This is a genomic window from Halopseudomonas sp. MFKK-1, assembly GCF_027474385.1.
In the GTDB taxonomy this organism is placed as follows: Bacteria; Pseudomonadota; Gammaproteobacteria; order Pseudomonadales; family Pseudomonadaceae; genus Halopseudomonas; species Halopseudomonas aestusnigri.
This window is the reverse complement of the sequence record NZ_CP114836.1, coordinates 1,855,608-1,871,547: the sequence shown is the minus strand read 5'-3', so window position 1 is coordinate 1,871,547 and position 15,940 is coordinate 1,855,608. Positions and strand designations below refer to the sequence as shown.

18 protein-coding genes are annotated in these 15,940 nt (G+C 61.3%); 12 read left to right on the top strand and 6 right to left on the bottom strand.

What is annotated here, in order from left to right; genetic code table 11:
- Nucleotides 1-3: 3 nt before the first annotated feature.
- From rhlB to yaaA, 3 genes are all read left to right on the top strand, one after another.
- Nucleotides 4-1,536: an ATP-dependent RNA helicase RhlB gene (rhlB, locus tag O5O48_RS08735; protein ID WP_269688634.1), complete on the top strand. Its 1,533-nt coding sequence runs from the start codon at nucleotides 4-6 to the stop codon at nucleotides 1,534-1,536.
- A 394-nt stretch (nucleotides 1,537-1,930) separates the two neighbouring features.
- Complete coding sequence (locus O5O48_RS08730; RefSeq protein WP_269688633.1) at nucleotides 1,931-3,313, top strand: PhoH family protein; 1,383 nt, start codon at nucleotides 1,931-1,933, stop codon at nucleotides 3,311-3,313.
- Nucleotides 3,314-3,581: 268 nt separating this feature from the next.
- Nucleotides 3,582-4,358, top strand: coding sequence for a peroxide stress protein YaaA (yaaA, locus tag O5O48_RS08725; RefSeq protein ID WP_269688632.1), 777 nt, complete (start codon nucleotides 3,582-3,584; stop codon nucleotides 4,356-4,358).
- Nucleotides 4,359-4,374: 16 nt separating this feature from the next.
- Here the strand turns inward: yaaA and O5O48_RS08720 are convergent, their stop codons facing one another.
- Both O5O48_RS08720 and O5O48_RS08715 read right to left on the bottom strand, forming a co-directional pair.
- Nucleotides 4,375-5,277 (bottom strand): alpha/beta fold hydrolase, encoded by a 903-nt coding sequence (locus tag O5O48_RS08720; RefSeq protein WP_269688631.1) that lies wholly within the window; start codon nucleotides 5,275-5,277, stop codon nucleotides 4,375-4,377.
- A gap of 3 nt (nucleotides 5,278-5,280) precedes the next feature.
- The gene (locus tag O5O48_RS08715) at nucleotides 5,281-6,054 is read right to left on the bottom strand and encodes a class II aldolase/adducin family protein (protein ID WP_228246671.1); all 774 of its coding nucleotides are present in this window, start codon (nucleotides 6,052-6,054) and stop codon (nucleotides 5,281-5,283) included.
- Nucleotides 6,055-6,219: 165 nt separating this feature from the next.
- Between O5O48_RS08715 and O5O48_RS08710 the strand changes: the two genes are divergently transcribed.
- On the top strand, nucleotides 6,220-6,936 hold the full coding sequence (locus O5O48_RS08710; protein ID WP_088273211.1) for a Crp/Fnr family transcriptional regulator: 717 nt from the start codon (nucleotides 6,220-6,222) through the stop codon (nucleotides 6,934-6,936).
- 3 nt (nucleotides 6,937-6,939) lie between these two features.
- On the opposite strand, the gene O5O48_RS08705 is transcribed toward O5O48_RS08710, so the two are convergent.
- Nucleotides 6,940-7,392 carry a flavodoxin domain-containing protein gene (locus O5O48_RS08705; RefSeq protein ID WP_269688630.1) on the bottom strand — a complete coding sequence of 151 codons (453 nt, stop codon included), beginning with the start codon at nucleotides 7,390-7,392 and terminating at the stop codon, nucleotides 6,940-6,942.
- 142 nt (nucleotides 7,393-7,534) lie between these two features.
- Between O5O48_RS08705 and O5O48_RS08700 the strand changes: the two genes are divergently transcribed.
- Nucleotides 7,535-7,966, top strand: coding sequence for a PAS domain-containing protein (locus O5O48_RS08700; protein WP_228246669.1), 432 nt, complete (start codon nucleotides 7,535-7,537; stop codon nucleotides 7,964-7,966).
- Nucleotides 7,967-7,971: 5 nt separating this feature from the next.
- Here O5O48_RS08700 and O5O48_RS08695 read toward each other — a convergent pair whose 3' ends face one another.
- Complete coding sequence (locus O5O48_RS08695; RefSeq protein ID WP_269688629.1) at nucleotides 7,972-8,889, bottom strand: MerR family transcriptional regulator; 918 nt, start codon at nucleotides 8,887-8,889, stop codon at nucleotides 7,972-7,974.
- Between the two features lie 198 nt (nucleotides 8,890-9,087).
- Between O5O48_RS08695 and folM the strand changes: the two genes are divergently transcribed.
- The 6 genes from folM (at nucleotide 9,088) to O5O48_RS08665 (ending at nucleotide 12,001) form a co-directional block, all read left to right on the top strand.
- Entirely contained in the window at nucleotides 9,088-9,801 is a 714-nt protein-coding gene (gene folM, locus O5O48_RS08690) for a dihydromonapterin reductase (protein ID WP_269688628.1), read from the top strand.
- 17 nt (nucleotides 9,802-9,818) lie between these two features.
- Complete coding sequence (gene folE / locus O5O48_RS08685) at nucleotides 9,819-10,382, top strand: GTP cyclohydrolase I FolE (RefSeq protein ID WP_088273206.1); 564 nt, start codon at nucleotides 9,819-9,821, stop codon at nucleotides 10,380-10,382.
- A 2-nt stretch (nucleotides 10,383-10,384) separates the two neighbouring features.
- Nucleotides 10,385-10,759 (top strand): dihydroneopterin triphosphate 2'-epimerase, encoded by a 375-nt coding sequence (folX, locus tag O5O48_RS08680; protein ID WP_088273205.1) that lies wholly within the window; start codon nucleotides 10,385-10,387, stop codon nucleotides 10,757-10,759.
- Between the two features lie 103 nt (nucleotides 10,760-10,862).
- Nucleotides 10,863-11,165: a DUF1244 domain-containing protein gene (locus tag O5O48_RS08675; protein WP_104739040.1), complete on the top strand. Its 303-nt coding sequence runs from the start codon at nucleotides 10,863-10,865 to the stop codon at nucleotides 11,163-11,165.
- On the top strand, nucleotides 11,162-11,503 hold the full coding sequence (locus tag O5O48_RS08670; RefSeq protein ID WP_228246666.1) for a HopJ type III effector protein: 342 nt from the start codon (nucleotides 11,162-11,164) through the stop codon (nucleotides 11,501-11,503). The genes O5O48_RS08675 and O5O48_RS08670 overlap by 4 nt, the downstream gene beginning before the upstream one ends.
- A 3-nt stretch (nucleotides 11,504-11,506) precedes the next feature.
- Nucleotides 11,507-12,001 carry an RDD family protein gene (locus O5O48_RS08665; protein ID WP_269688627.1) on the top strand — a complete coding sequence of 165 codons (495 nt, stop codon included), beginning with the start codon at nucleotides 11,507-11,509 and terminating at the stop codon, nucleotides 11,999-12,001.
- 97 nt (nucleotides 12,002-12,098) lie between these two features.
- Here the strand turns inward: O5O48_RS08665 and lptG are convergent, their stop codons facing one another.
- Both lptG and lptF read right to left on the bottom strand, forming a co-directional pair.
- The gene (gene lptG / locus O5O48_RS08660) at nucleotides 12,099-13,160 is read right to left on the bottom strand and encodes an LPS export ABC transporter permease LptG (RefSeq protein ID WP_269688626.1); all 1,062 of its coding nucleotides are present in this window, start codon (nucleotides 13,158-13,160) and stop codon (nucleotides 12,099-12,101) included.
- The gene (gene lptF, locus O5O48_RS08655) at nucleotides 13,147-14,250 is read right to left on the bottom strand and encodes an LPS export ABC transporter permease LptF (RefSeq protein WP_228246663.1); all 1,104 of its coding nucleotides are present in this window, start codon (nucleotides 14,248-14,250) and stop codon (nucleotides 13,147-13,149) included. Before lptF ends, lptG begins: the two co-directional genes overlap by 14 nt.
- 151 nt (nucleotides 14,251-14,401) lie before the next feature.
- Between lptF and O5O48_RS08650 the strand changes: the two genes are divergently transcribed.
- A complete protein-coding gene (locus O5O48_RS08650; RefSeq protein ID WP_228246662.1) occupies nucleotides 14,402-15,895 on the top strand; it encodes a leucyl aminopeptidase in 1,494 nt (497 codons plus the stop codon).
- Nucleotides 15,896-15,940: the final 45 nt, after the last annotated feature.

Sequence of the window (15,940 nt, the reverse complement as noted above, 5' to 3'; positions counted from 1 at the left end):
CCTTTGCTCAAAGCACTGAAAAAGCTGATTAGCAAGCCAGAAGAGCCGGCGCCGAAAGCGGCCGACACCACACCCCGTCAGGCAGCAGCGCCCACTCCCGCGCCCCTGCAGAACGATAGCGCAAACCGCGAACGCAAGCCGCGTAACCGTGATCGCAAGCGCCCGGCCAAACCACCTGCGGCCCCGGTCAAGCCCTGGAGCATCAATGACTTTCAGGTTCCACCGGCCGAAGGTAAAACCCGCTTCCACGACTTCCCGCTGCCTGACAGCCTGATGCACGCCATTCAGGACCAGGGGTTCAGCTACTGCACCCCGATTCAGGCCGCCGTACTGGGCAGCACCCTGCGCGGCCACGACGCGATCGGCCGGGCCCAGACCGGCACAGGCAAAACCGCTGCCTTCCTGGTCTCCACCATCACCCAACTACTGGAAACACCGCCGCCGGACGAGCGCTTTATGGGCGAGCCACGGGCGCTGATCATCGCACCGACCCGCGAACTGGTCATGCAGATTGCCAGCGACGCCGAGGGCCTGACCAAGCACTGCCCGCTGAACGTGATGACTTTCGTCGGTGGCATGGACTTCGACAAGCAGCTCAAGCAGCTGGAACAGCGCTATTGCGACATCCTGGTCGCCACACCTGGCCGGCTGCTCGACTTCTGCAATCGCGGCGAGGTGCACCTGGATCTGATCGAAGTGCTGATCCTCGACGAAGCCGATCGCATGCTCGACATGGGCTTTATCCCGCAGGTACGCCAGATCATCCGCCAGACACCGCGCAAGGGCGACCGCCAGACCCTGCTGTTCTCGGCCACCTTCAGCGACGACGTGATGAACCTCGCCCGTCAGTGGACGCACGAACCGGCCGTCGTCGAGATCGAGCCCGAGCGTCCGGCCTCAGAGAACGTGACCCAAAAAGTCTATGCTGTCAGCGGCCGCGACAAGTACAAGGTACTCTACAACCTGATCACCCAGCTGGATCTGGACCGGGTCATGGTGTTTGCCAACCGCAAGGATGAAGTGCGCCGGGTGCAGGAGCGCCTGATGCGCGACGGCATCAACGCCGCCCAGCTGTCCGGCGATGTGCCGCAGCAAAAGCGTGTGCGCACCCTGGAGAACTTCAAGACCGGCAAGTTGCGGGTGCTGGTCGCTACCGATGTGGCTGGCCGCGGCATTCACATCGATGGCATCAGCCACGTGGTGAACTACACCCTGCCGGAAGACCCGGAAGACTACGTCCACCGCATCGGCCGCACCGGCCGCGCTGGCGCCAAGGGCACTTCCATCAGTCTGGCAGGTGAAGACGACGCCTTCCAGGTGCCGCCGATCGAAGAGCTGCTGGGTAACAAGCTGGAGTGTGTGCCGCCGGAAGAGCACCTGCTCAAGCCAGTGCCCAAGCGCGAGCAGAGCGCTGAAGAAAAAGCCGCCACGGACGCCAATGAAGCCGAGCAGGCTGAAGCCGCTGCGGCAGCCCGCCGTCGCTCGGCTGGCAGCAACAGCCGCCGCGGTGGCGGTCGTCCACAGGGTCGCCACTGACCCAGCCGTAGGGACACAGCATGCCGTGTCCGCGTGCCCCCTTTGCGGACGCGACATGTCGCGTCCCTAGGCATAGCATCGGTACTACCCGCAGCCATAAAACCTGACCATTCAGGCAAAAAAAACGGCCACTTTTCAGTGGCCGGGCCAATGACTATATCCCGCCTTTTTGCCCTCTGCCCAGCCCCTTTGATCAATTTTCGAGTTTTTTTGCCTTAAGCATTTTCCGCGCTTGTGAAGGTCATTCTGTTTACGCTATACCTCGATCAACCGGTCCACGCCGTCGTGGTGATCCCTTGATACCCGAGTGCCGTGCGAGCCGGCCCAGTGGACTGCCAGGCGCAGCCAATGCTGCCTGATACAGTCGCGTCACCGGCACTGCGAGGTACAGCATATGGAAGCGTGCGGACCGACCGAGCACACCTTCTACGTTCTTGATACCAACGTACTCATTCACGATCCCAACGCACTGCTCAACTTCGAAGAACACCACGTCATCATCCCGATGACCGTTCTGGAAGAACTCGACAAACTCAAATCCGGCAAATCCAGCACCGCAGCAGACTGTCGCCAGGCCATCAGGCTGATCGACAAAACCCTGGGAGACGCACCACCCGATCAGGTAGAACAGGGCGTCGCCATCGAGCGTGGCAAACTCGGCCCTAACGGCACCCTTGCCATCCTCATGGACAAGGCCCCGATTCCCGCCCACTGCCTGCCCAACGACCTTAACGACAACAAGATCATCAACCAGCTCTGTCAGCTGCAAAGTCAGCATCCCGATGACCGCATCGTGCTGGTGTCCAAGGACATCAACATGCGTCTGAAGGCGCGCGCCTGCGGCATTGACGCGGAGGACTACCACACCGACCAGTTGCTCGATGACATCGCCCTGCTGGCCCGCGGTTACCATGAAATCGAAGGCTCGTTCTGGGAGCGGGTGGCCAAGGTTGAAACCCGGCAGCTGACCGGGCAGACCGTGCATCAGGTTCAACTGACCGACAACCTGCCGGCGCTGCACATCAACGACTTCATCATCGACGATCAGGGCTTTATCGGCTGGATCAAGGGCATCGACGGCAGCAATCTGACCATCCGCGACCTGCACCAGGAGCCCATGCTGCATCAGGAGTGCTGGGGGCTGCGCCCGCGGGACATCTTCCAGGCGCTGGCCATGTATGCACTGATGGACCCGGACATTCACCTGGTCAACCTGACCGGTGCCGCCGGCTCCGGCAAGACCATTCTCGCGCTGGCCGCCGCCATCGAGCAGACCATGGTCACCAAGACCTACCGCCGCATCATCGCCACCCGCAGCACCCAGGGTCTGGACGAAGATATCGGTTTTCTGCCCGGCACCGAAAAAGAGAAGATGGAACCCTGGCTCGGCGCCATCACCGACAACCTTGAAGCCCTGCACATGGATGACGAGAGCACCCACGGCAGCGTGGAATACATCCTCGACCGCGTGCCACTGCAGTTCAAATCCCTGAACTACATCCGCGGCCGCAGTTTCCAGCAAAGCTTCATCCTCATCGATGAAAGCCAGAACCTGACCCCGCACCAGATCAAGACCATCATCACCCGCGCCGGCAACGGCTCAAAGGTGATCTGCCTTGGCAACCTGGCGCAGATCGATACCCCTTACCTCAACGCCACCAGCTCAGGCCTCACCTATCTGACCGAATGCTTCAAAGACTTTCCCCACGGTGTACACATCCACCTGCAGGGCGTACCGCGCTCGGCACTGGCCGAGTACGCAGAAACGCACCTCTGACCGGCCTTTGGCCGGTAGCTGCAAGCCATAAGCTTCAAGCTGCAAGAAAAACCCGCGTGGTGTCAGATCACGCGGGTTTTTCATAAGTCGAGAATCCTCAACGTATCCGATGGCTCAACCCGGTTTCGCTTCTCGCTTCTCGCTTGTAGCTTGCAGCTGCGAAGCCGCAAAGCGGCGAAGCCCAATAGCCCCTATCTATCCAACCCATTACCCATCGCGGCGCAGCTTTGCGGCATAATCCACGGCTAAAGCTGACAGGAGTACGCCCATGCTGATGGTGATTTCCCCCGCCAAGACCCTTGATTACGACACGCCCCCGGTGATCGAACAGAGCACCCAGCCGCGCTTTGTCGAGCACAGCGTCGAGCTGATAGACGTGCTGCGTGAAAAGTCGCCGCAGGATATCGCCAAGCTGATGTCCCTGTCGGACAAGCTGGCCAGCCTCAACGTTGCCCGCTACGGCAGCTGGGAGCGCGAGAGCACGCCAAACAACGCCAAGCAGGCGTTGCTGGCGTTCAAGGGCGATGTCTACACAGGACTCAACGCGGAAGATTTCTCGGCCGACGACTTTGCCTTCGCCCAGCAGCACCTGCGTATGCTGTCCGGCCTCTATGGCCTGTTGCGCCCGCTCGACCTGATGCAGCCCTACCGCCTGGAAATGGGCACCAAGCTGGCCAACGCGCGGGGCAAGGATCTGTACGCCTTCTGGGGTGAGCGCATCAGCCAGTGGCTTAACGAGGATCTGGCCGCACAGGGCGATGAGGTACTGCTCAACCTGGCCTCGCAGGAGTACTTCGGCGCGGTCAAACCCAAAGCCCTGAACGCGCGCATCATCGATACGGTGTTCAAGGACCAGAAGAACGGCCAGTACAAGATCATCAGCTTCTACGCCAAGAAGGCCCGCGGCCTGATGGCCCGCTATGTCATCAAGGAACGGCTGCAGGATCCCGAAGGCCTGAAGGATTTCAATCTGGACGGTTACCGTTTCGACCCAGCTTCCAGCAGCGAAAACCAGCTGGTGTTCCTGCGCGACGAGCAGGCCTGAATACAGCGACCCCGGCTCAGGCCGGGGTCGCTGCCTGGGCAGTCACATCCACACGCTGATCGCGAAACGCCAGATAGTGCTGCAAAACCTGCTCCGGCGCCTCGACCTGCGGGTAGTGGCCGATATGCGGCAGCAACACGGTGTCCGGGGCGGGTATCAGCTGCCGATAGCGTTCCACCATGTGCGCACCCGATACCGGATCAACCGCACCGTCAATCACCCGCAATGGCACCCCGGTCCGCTGCATGGCAGCAAGCCAGCGGTCGCGATTGACCCGCCGCTCGGCGATATAGCGGATCAGCAGATGCATGACGCGAGGGCCGTGATTGAACTCGATCATGCGCCAGAAGGCATCCAGCTCGCGGTCATCCGGCTGGGTTTGCGGCCCAAACACCTTGCCGAAGGTGCGTGCCATCCGCTCCCGGCTGTAGAGACGCCCGATCAAGGAACCGATCGGACTCATCAACAGCTTCTGCAACAATACAGGGTGATGGGTCTCGGGAAATAACCCACCGTTGAGAAAACACAGCGAACGTAAAAAACCCGCCCCCTGCTCGTGCCGCGCCAGCAACTCCTGGGCGACACTGTCACCATAATCGTGCGCCAGCACGTGGTACTCGGCGATGTCGAGCGACCCCATCAGCGCCTGCTGCAGATCGGCCTGGTCCAGCAAACTGTAGGGGTAATGTTGCGGCTTGTCGGAAAAGGCAAAGCCGATCATGTCCAGCGCGATCACCCGATAGCGTTCGGCAAGCGCCTGCCAGAGGTAATGCCAGTCCCAGGAGCCGGAGGGGAATCCATGGATCAGCAGGAGCGGCTCACCCGCCCCTGCTTCCCACCAGCGAATCTGGTGCCCGCGATAACGGAACACCTTCCCCTGCGCGACCCAGTCGTCCAGGGCAATGCCGGTGACAGACACGGCTCAGGCATCGTAGCCCGGGTTGACACGGTCCAGCTTGCGCAGCAGCGCCGGCCATGCGATGCCCGCACCCGCGCCGTTGGTGACCTTCTTCATGGAGGCCACGGCACCGTCCAGAATCGACTGTGGAATCGGAATCAGCTCGGCATTCTGCGCCTGGGCGCGCACCTGGATTTCACAGCAGCGCTGCAGGGTATACATGGTCAGGAAGGCATCGGCGACCGACTTGCCGCAGGTCAGCAGACCATGATTGCGCAGCACCAGATTGTTGGCGCGACCCAGGTGAGCCTGCAGGCGCGGCTTTTCTTCATCGTTCAGGGCCACCCCTTCGTAGTCGTGGTAGGCCAGGCTGCTCAGCACAAAGATCGACTGCTGGGAGATCGGCAGAATACCGTCCTTCTGGGCGGATACGGCAATACCGGCAGCGGTATGCGTATGCATCACGCAGTTGGCATCGTGACGGACCTCGTGAATGGCGCTGTGGATGGTAAAGCCGGCCGGGTTGACGTTGTAGGGCGACTCTTCGATCTTGTTGCCCTGCAGGTCGATCTTGACCAGATTCGACGCGGTAACCTCTTCAAACATCAGGCCGTAGGGGTTGATCAGGAAATGCTCAGTGCCCGGAATCTTGGCAGAGATATGGGTGAAGACCAGATCATCCCAGCCGAACATGGCAATCAGGCGATACGCCGCGGCCAACTCGACACGGACCTGCCACTCTTCGGCGCTGACCTTGTTCTTCAGGCTGATATCGGACAGAGCATGCACTGCATTCATGGGGAGTAATCCTCTATTGTTGGAATAATGTAATCGGGCCCGTACAGGCGGCTGACGCTACAGGACATCCCCAGCGCTCGTGCGGCATACTGTGGGACGTTCAGTATCAGTGGAGTCTAGACGGTGACGGCAAAGCGGACTGTCAAACACATTACAGTGTCCGAGATGGGCAACAACCCGCAGCTGGCCAAGCTGTTGCAGCAGAATCGCTGGTTTGGAGAATTGCCCCAGGACGTTCTGGACGAGCTGTTGGCGCTGGCACGCATACGCACCCTGCAGGATGGCGAGTTTGTCTACGCCAAGGACGACCAGCCCGATGGGCTTTACGGCGTGATCAGCGGCAGCACCCGAATCAGCAATATCGGTCAGGACGGCCGTGAGGCAATTCTGGCCATTCTCAGCCCCGGCAGCTGGTTCGGAGAAATCTCGCTGTTCGATGGCCTGCCGCGCTCACATGATACCGTCGCCATCGGCCCGACCGAGCTGCTGATGATTCCCCGCCCGGCTTTTCATCAAATGCTGGAGCGGCGGCCGGAACTGTATCCGATGTTCATGCGCATTCTCTGCCGGCGCATCCGCATTTCCTTTGCCATGCTTGAGGATAGCGCCCTGCTGCCCCTGTCCTCACGGCTGGCCAAGCGCCTGCTGATGCACGCGCACAACTATGGACAGACTGACGACGAAGGGCGGCGCCCCTGTGTGCAGCTGTCACAGGAGTCGCTCGGCCAGATGCTCAACAGCTCACGCCAGAGCATCAATAAGCTGCTCAAGCGACTGGAAAGCCTTGGCTGGCTGAAGATTCAGTACGGTCAGATCATTCTGCTGGACGAGGACGCACTGACGCAGCTGGCCAGCGGCGCTCCGCTGCCCAGTGAGGACTGACGCTCAGCCACGCAACAACGCGGCAAACTCCTGCAGCCAGGGCTCGGCGTCGGTTTCCGGGGTCACGGTTTCGCTGGCATCCAGCTGCAACATCGCCAGCGCCTCGCTGGCCTGCAGCTCCAGCAGCAGCTGGCGGAACTGCTCACCAGCCATACAGAAGGTATCGCCATAAGCCGAATCACCGAGCGCAATCACGCCAAACGGCTTGCCGGTCAGCAGCGGGAAGCGGTCACGCATTTCATGAAACAGCGGCACCAGGGCGTCAGGCAGCTCACCCATTCCCGTGGTTGAGGTGCATACCAGCAGTGCATCCGGGGCCAGCGCCAGCAGGGCGTCCAATGTCAGCGGCTGCAGGCGAGTCACTTGCACACCGGCATTGCCCAGCAGAGTCTGCGCTTCGTCCGCTACCAGGTTCGCGGTCCCGAATACCGAACCGCTGATGATCACCAGATGCATGAATCCCAATCCCCCAACCATTATTTCGATGCCGCATTATGCCCGAAACAGGCAACCAGCGTCGTGGCAGCCTTATGCTGCCGCTGGACAGCCCCGGACCTTGCTATAGAATGGGCCAACACGCAACCCGGACGGATACCGCATGATCAACGCGAAGCTACTGCAGCTCGTCGTCAACGCCTCCAACGACGGCATCGTCGTTGCCGAGAAGGAAGGAGACGACAACATCCTTATCTACGTGAATCCGGCCTTTGAGGCGCTCACCGGCTACAGTGCCGACGAGATCCTCTACCAGGACTGCCGGTTTCTGCAGGGTGATGATCGCGATCAGGAGGCTCTGCAGCAGATGCGCGACGCCATCAGCGCGGGGCGTCCGTGCCGGGTGACATTGCGCAACTACCGTAAGGACGGAAGCCTGTTCTGGAATGAACTGTCCGTGACCCCCGTGCTCAATGACGCCGATCAGCTGACCTACTTCATCGGCATCCAGAAGGACGTGACGGCAAGGGTAGAAGCGGAGCGCCGGGTCAAGGAGCTGGAACAGGAACTTGACGCCCTGCGCGCGGCAACCTGAGCCGGTCAGCTGTCAAAGTGTCCCGACAGCAGCAGCTGCAGACGGCTAACCAACTCCCGATCCATCCCTCCCAGACTGTGCATACCGGCTGCGGCGAACGCCTCGGCCTGCAGCGCGCAACACCCACCCGCCAGCGCCATCTCGCACTCCAGATGCTGATTCAGCAATAACAGCTGACGCTGCAGCAATGCAGAGTCCAGCGGAGCCTCGCTGAACAGCACCAGGAGCCTGCAACCCGCACGCTCTGTTGCCTGCAACAGACTGGCGGTGTCCGGCAGCGTCGGGAGAAAACCCAGATTTACCTGTGCCTCGACAAGCAGAGCGGCCATCGCCAGGGCCTCCATTTCGACCTCGGCACCCTGCAGGTTGACCAGCAGCACCAGCGACCGCCCCGGCTCCCGATGGGAGCACCTCTGCAACAGCCGCCCACGCAACAACCCGTCAAGCAGCACTGCCTCGGCACTGCCCCGGCGCTGTCGCTGCTGCAGCGGCAACAGCACACCGTTGAGCGCTGACGCCATCGGCATGGCGGCCAGCAGCTGCTCATAGCGGCGTTCGAGCAGGGTCAGATCGAAAGCCTGCAGCGTCTCCTCAAGGCGTTCCTGCCACTGCTCCAGCGCTGTCGATACCGACGGCGTCACCTCCGGGCCTGGCGCATCCGCTTCCCCGCGGTCAATGATCGAGCCGACCTTGCTGACCGCAACGCCCTTGGCTATCCAATTGGTGATAGCGCGGACACGCTCAATGTCTCTTTGCGAGTAAAGCCGATGGCCGCTGTCGGTACGGTGCGGCACCAGCAGCCCGTAGCGGCGCTCCCAGGCTCGCAGCGTGATAGGATTGACACCCGTCAGCCGCGCAACTTCACGGATCGGGTAGAGGGTTTCGAGGGCCATTGGCTGTTCGCCGTCAGCTGCTTCATTCATCGCGTCATGTCCATGGGAGATCGCCATCGCGATCCGAGGGTCTGGTAGGACAACTTGTACCAGTATTGTACACGAACAGCCACCAGGTACCGAATTGTTACATCAAGTTGTACGACCAACGCACAAGAGCGTGCTAAGATCCTCTCCTCGAATCGAACCAGATGCGCCTTACTCACTGCGCACCGAGGATCCTAACCCATGCAGAGCCGTTTGCCGAACACACCGCAGGCGCCCGATACCATCCTGATCACCGGTGGCGCCCGGCGAATTGGTCTGCATTGTGCCGAACGCTTTGTCGCCGACGGCTACCGGGTCATCATTACCTGTCGCCAGCCGCGCTCGGCTTTACCCGAAGCCCTTGAGGTGATGCTGGCAGACTTTTCGACGGCCGACGGCATACAGCGCTTCATCGACGAGCTGCAGGATCGCGCTCCGCGACTGCGCGCCATCATCCACAACGCGTCGTTGTGGATGGACGACAGCGAGGGTGCCAGCGCCCTGCAGCAGATGTTCATGGTGCACATGCAGGCGCCCTACCTGATCAACCAGCAATGCCGCAATCTGTTTGTACCCGGCGCAGCCGCCGACATCATCCATCTTGGTGATGATGTTACCCGCAAGGGCAGCGCACGCCATATCGGGTATTGCGCCACAAAGACCGGCCTGGAGGGGCTGACCCGCTCCTTTGCCGCCAGCCTGGCCCCTGCAGTCAAGGTCAACGCCATTACCCCGGCGCTGATCATGTTCAACCCCGAGGACGATGCCGACTACCGCGCGCGCGCGCTGAACAAATCGGCATTGGGCATCGAGCCCGGACCGGATGTCGTCTACCAGTCCATCCGCTGTCTGATGGATAACCCCTATATCACCGGAAGCTGCCTGCCACTGAACGGCGGCCGGCATCTCAAGTAAGCCGAAGAGACCACGACATGAGCCTGGAAAAACTGACGAAAAACTACCTCGACGTCCTCACCAACCTGGGAGAGCAGCCGGAGCGTGATGGCCTCAAGGGCACACCGGAGCGCGCCGCCAAGGCCATGCAGTTTCTCTGCCACGGCTATAACCAGTCGCTGGACGAGATCGTCAACGGCGCACTGTTCGACTCCGACAACGACGAGATGGTGATCGTCAAGGACATCGAGCTGTACTCGCTGTGCGAGCACCATATGCTGCCGTTCATCGGCAAGGCCCATGTTGCCTACATCCCGACCGGCAAGGTAATCGGTCTGTCCAAGGTCGCGCGCATCGTCGACATGTTCGCCCGTCGTCTGCAGATTCAGGAAAACCTGACTCGCCAGATCGCCGAGGCTGTTCAACAGGTCACCAATGCCAAGGGCGTTGCGGTGGTGATCGAGGCCAAGCACATGTGCATGATGATGCGCGGCGTCGAGAAGCAGAACTCCTCGATGCACAGCTCGGTGATGCTGGGCGCCTTCCGGGAGTCGGTCAATACCCGCCAGGAATTTCTGCAACTGATCAGCCGGAGCAACTGACCATGAGCCAGCTCGCGCCGGGCATGGCCCGTATCCGCATCAAGGATCTGCGCCTGCGCACCTATATCGGCATCAAGGAAGAGGAAATCCTCAATCAGCAGGATATCCTCATCAACGCCACCATCCTCTATCCGGCCGCCAATGCGGTCAGCGTCAATCAGATCGAGCAGGCGCTGAATTATCGCACCATCACCAAGGCGATGATTCGGCATGTCGAAGACAATCGCTTTGCGCTGCTTGAACGCCTGACCCAGGAACTGCTCGACATCGTCATGCAGCACGAGCAGGTGCGTTACGCCGAGGTTGAAGTAGACAAGCCACATGCGCTGCGTTTTGCCGAGTCGGTTTCCATCACCCTCAGCGCCGCGCGCGACTGAGGCTGATTGACAATACCCGGCTGGCAATTATCCTTGCGCTCAGAGTCGGCGTGCCATCAAGGCGCGCCATCTTCCGCCATCGCTGCATGAAGGAACCCCGACCATGACCAAGCAGGAGCGTCTCGAACTGGAAGCCGCTGCCTTCCGCAACCTCGTCAGCCATCTGCGCAACCGCAAGGACGTGCAGAATATCGACCTGATGACCCTCGCCGGTTTCTGCCGCAACTGCCTGTCCAAATGGTACAAGGCGGCCGCCGACGACATGGATATCGAACTTAGCATGGATGAGGCGCGCGAAGCCGTCTATGGCATGCCCTATGCCGAGTGGAAGGCCAAGTATCAGACCGAAGCCTCCCCGGAACAGAAAGCCGCCTTTGACAAGGCGCAGAAACAGGACAAAGCATGACCCCCGAGCAGTTTATCGCCCGCCTGGGCACGCCTGAACACCAGTTCGCCGAGACTCTGGCCTTTATCGATGCCCACTACGAGCATCAACCGACCGCGTTCGATAACGGCCCGGTGCACAACAGCGCAGAGCAGAATCAGGGCTCCTGCAAAGTGCTGGCAATGGCGCTTGACCGTGGGTTGAGTGATGAGCAGGCACTGCATTGCTTTGCCGAGCATTACCGTTCGGTACTGCAGACACCGGACGGCAGTGATCACGCCAACATCCGCGCCCTGCAGCGAGGCGGCCTCGCCGCCGTGCGCTTCGACGGTACGCCACTGACCCGCCGGCAGAGCTGAGCTATGGCCGTCAAACAGCTGCAGCCGGTCGGCGACTTCCCGCCGACCGGCATTTTCCGCCGACTGTTCGCCGCTGGCTACGACCTGTTGCTGCTGCTGGCAGCCTTGATGGTCGCCACACTGGTCTATCTCAGTGCCCACATCTGGATCAGCGGCGAAGCAGCCGCCCACGCCGAAGCCGAACAGGGCGCCTACGTCGGCGATCCTGTTCTTACCTTGATCGTGATTATCATCACCATCGGCTTTTACAGCTGGTTCTGGACCAAGAAGGGCCAGTCGCTCGGCATGCAGGCCTGGCGTATTCGCCTGCAGCAGCCCGACGGCAGGTCCATCACCGGGCGTCAGGCCCTGATTCGTCTCGCCGTAGCCCAGCTGTCATGGCTCTGCGGCGGGCTCGGATTTCTCTGGCAATTGTGGGACGGCGAGTCGCGCAGCTGGCATGACATCGCCTCAGGAACCCGACTGGTTACCCTGCCCAAGGGCACCTTCAAGGACTGATTCGTCAGTCCTTGCAGCAGCTACACCAAGCCGATCCCGCCGCTAACTCAGCCGCGCGCTGGTTGGCGCGGTAACCCGGCAGCTCGGCAAGCCGGTATCAACCGGCCCGCCGCAGCAGGTAACTCCCGAGCACCACCAGCAGGCCAATCGGCAGCAACACGGCGATCAACGGCGAAAAACCAAACACCAGACTGGACGGCCCCAACAGGTCCTGACCAATCTGAAAGACGAAGCCGACCAGCACCCCGGTGAACAGACGCTGCCCCATGGTCACCGATCGCAGCGGACCGAATACGAAGGACACCGCCACAAACACCAGTGCTGCCGTCGCCAGCGGCTGGAACAGTTTTTTCCAGAACGCCAGCCAGTACGGCTGATTGTCCAGCCCCTGGTCTGCCAGATACTTCTGATATTGCCAGATCCCGGTCAACGGCAACGCATCCGCATCCAGCACCACAACGCGCAGCAATTCGGGGGACAGATGGATATTCCAGCGCTCCTCAAGATTGGCGGTCACCGTGCTTTCACCGGACTCGGCAAAACGGGTGGCACGCACATCCTCCATCAGCCAGTCATGTTCCTGCACGGTTGCACGACTGGCGAAACTGGCTTCGAGCAGATGACGCTGATCATCAAAGCGGTAACGGGTCACGCCATACAGCACCCCGTTGGGTTGCACCGCGTTGATATGCAGAAAATCGTTGCCCTCGCGGTGCCAGAGTCCCTTGGACCGCAGCGCCTCGTTACTGCCGACGGCGATTGCCTTGCGGCTGGCTGCCATGTTTTCGCTGTAGGGCGCCACGTACTCGCCGACCAGCACACCCAGCAGCATCAGCACCAGCAAGGGCTTCATCACCGCAAGGGTAATACGGGCGATAGAGACCCCGGCCGCCCGCATGATAGTCAACTCGGAGTTGCTCGCCAGCGTCCCCAGCCCGACCAGACAGCCAACCAGCGCTGCCAGCGGCAGCAGATCGTGCAGTCTGCGTGGCAACGACAGCAGCGTGAAGTTCAGCGCCTGCGCTGCCCCGTAGCCGCCCTTGAGCTCGTCCAGCTCGTTAATATAGGCAAACAGCAGATCCAGCCCGAGAATCACGGCCAGTACTACCAGAATGCTGAGCAGTACAGCACTGCCAATATGCCGATCAAGCCGCCGCATGCGCACCTCCCTGGGCACGATTGGGCGCCGTTAACGTACGCCAGTTGAACCCAAGCCCTATCAGCAGGAACAACCCATGTACCCACCACAGGCCAAGCGCCGGTGGCAACTTGCCGGACTCGATCCAGCCGCGGGCACTGATCAGCAGTGCCAGATAGGCCATATACAGCAGAATTGCCGGCAGCAGCTTGAGGAACCGTCCCTGCCGCGGATTGACCCGCGCCAACGGTACGGCAAAGAAGGCGACGATCGGCACCAGCAACGGAATAGCGATGCGCCACTGCAGCTCGGCACGCTCATCCAGCCCGTCCTCGCTAAGTAGCTGGGCAGTACTCATCGCTTCACGATCACTGATCTCGGTCTGCACTTCCGGCTTGGGCAGCAACACACCGTAGGTGTCATAGGAAATACTGCGGAAATTGGCCGCACCGGGCTGACCTTCGTAACGGAAACCGTTTTTCAGCACCAGATAGCGACTGCCATCCGGATTAAGCTCCTGGGTACCGGACTCGGCCACCAGCACCCCCAGCACCGCGTCTTCGCCCTGGCCGCGGCGCTCGGTAATGAAAACGTCCTGCAATTCGGTACGGTCATCCGACAAGCCGCCGGCGTAGGTTACCCGCTGGCCGCTGCCCAGCGCCTGAAACCGGCCGGCAGAGAGCGTGTCAAATTCGGTCAGGGCATCCTGCTGATTGAGCAGTTGCTGGGTCTTGAGCACACCCGCCGGTGCACCCCAAAAACTCAGCAACGCGACCAGCAGCGCAACCAGCAGCGCCGGCCCCTGGGTATAGGCCAGCAGTTTGCGGTCACTCATTCCGGTGGCCGACAGCACGGTCATCTCGCTGTCGAGGTACAAACGCCCGTAGGCCAGCAGAATGCCGAGAAACAGCCCCAGCGGCAGGATCAGCACCAGAAAGCCCGGCATCCGGTAGGCCATGATGGAAAACAGCACCGCCGCGTCAAGCTGACCGGCAGCCGCCTGCGCCAGGTACTTGATGAAGCGCCCGCTGACAATGATCAGCAGCAGCACGCCGCTGACCGCCGTCAGGGTCAGCAGCACCTCGCGACTCAGATAACGAAAAACAATCACGGATAAGGTCCTTGGCTCCGGGGTCTTTAAGGGGCTGCACGAATAGGCCAGAATGCAGGACTGACATGTCTGCCAGCAGCAGCCCGACAGACACCCACGGGAATTTGCCCGTATTATCAGCCAATCATCTCGATTTGTCTTGGGGAGCACCATGGAGTTCAACGTAAAGCACGGCGCACTGGAAACCATCAAATGCGGCTGTCTGGTTGTCGCGGTCAACGAAGGCAAGACGCTAAGTGGGCCGGCGGCGGATCTGGACAAGGCCTGCGGCGGGCAATTGAGCACCGCGCTGAAAAACGGCGACCTCAGTGGCAAGAGCGGCAGCAGCCTGATGCTGTTCGCCCTCCCCGGCATCGCTGCCCAGCGTGTGCTGCTGCTCGGCAGCGGCAAGGATGAGGCGCTGAGCGACCGCGCCTGGCGCAAGCTGGTGCAGCAGGCTCTGACGGCAGTCAAGGCAGGTCCGGCGAGCGACGCCGTGTTTGCGCTCAACACCAGCGGCGTGAAGAACCGCACCGCCGCCGAGCAAACCCGCCTGCTGGTCGAGGCCTGCTACGACAACCTGTACGGCTTTGACCAGTTCAAGAGCAAGAAGGCCGACAAACCGAAGCTGAAAAAGCTCAGCCTGTGGACCGCCGACAAGGCCGACGCTGACGCACTCAAACAGGCAATTGCCGAAGGCGCCGCCATCAGCGAAGGCATGGCCCTGACCCGCGACCTGGGCAATCTGCCGGGCAACGTCTGCACTCCCACTTACCTGGCCAACCAGGCCAAGGCGCTCGCCAAGGACCACAAGACACTCGAAGTCGAAGTGCTCGACGAGAAAGCCATGAAGGCCCTCGGCATGGGCGCCCTGCTGGCGGTCAGCGCCGGCAGCGCCGAGCCGGCCAAGCTGATCCGCATCAGCTACAACGGCGGCAAGGCCAAGGACAAGCCGCATGTTCTGGTCGGCAAGGGCATCACCTTCGACACCGGCGGCATCAGCATCAAGCCGGCTGCCACCATGGACGAAATGAAATACGACATGTGCGGCGCCGCAACCGTACTCGGCGTGGTCAAGGCAGTCGCCAGCCTGCAGCTGCCAATCAATCTGGTTGGTTTGATTGCCTCGGCCGAGAACATGCCGAGCGGCACCGCGACCCGCCCAGGCGACATCGTCACCAGCATGTCCGGCCAGACCATTGAAATTCTCAACACCGATGCCGAAGGCCGCCTGGTGCTGTGCGACGCACTGACCTACGCCGAACGCTTCAAGCCTGCCAGCGTGATCGATATCGCCACCCTGACCGGTGCCTGCATTGTCGCCCTGGGCAGCAACGCCTCCGGCCTGATGGGCAACAACGACGAGCTGATCGCGCAGTTGCTGGATGCCGGCACCCGCGCCGGTGACCGCGCCTGGCAACTGCCGCTGTTCGAGGAATATCAGGAGCAGCTCGACAGCCCGTTTGCCGACATGGCCAACATCGGCGGCCCCAAGGCCGGCACCATCACCGCTGGCTGCTTCCTGTCGCGTTACACCAAGGCCTACCCGTGGGCGCACCTGGATATCGCCGGCACCGCCTGGATCAGCGGCGGCAAAGACAAGGGCGCCACCGGCCGACCGGTTCCGCTGCTGATGCAATACCTGCTTTCTCAGGCTGGCGCCTGATACAGCAGCCACAAGCTGCAAGCGACAAGCCTCAAACCGAGCCGG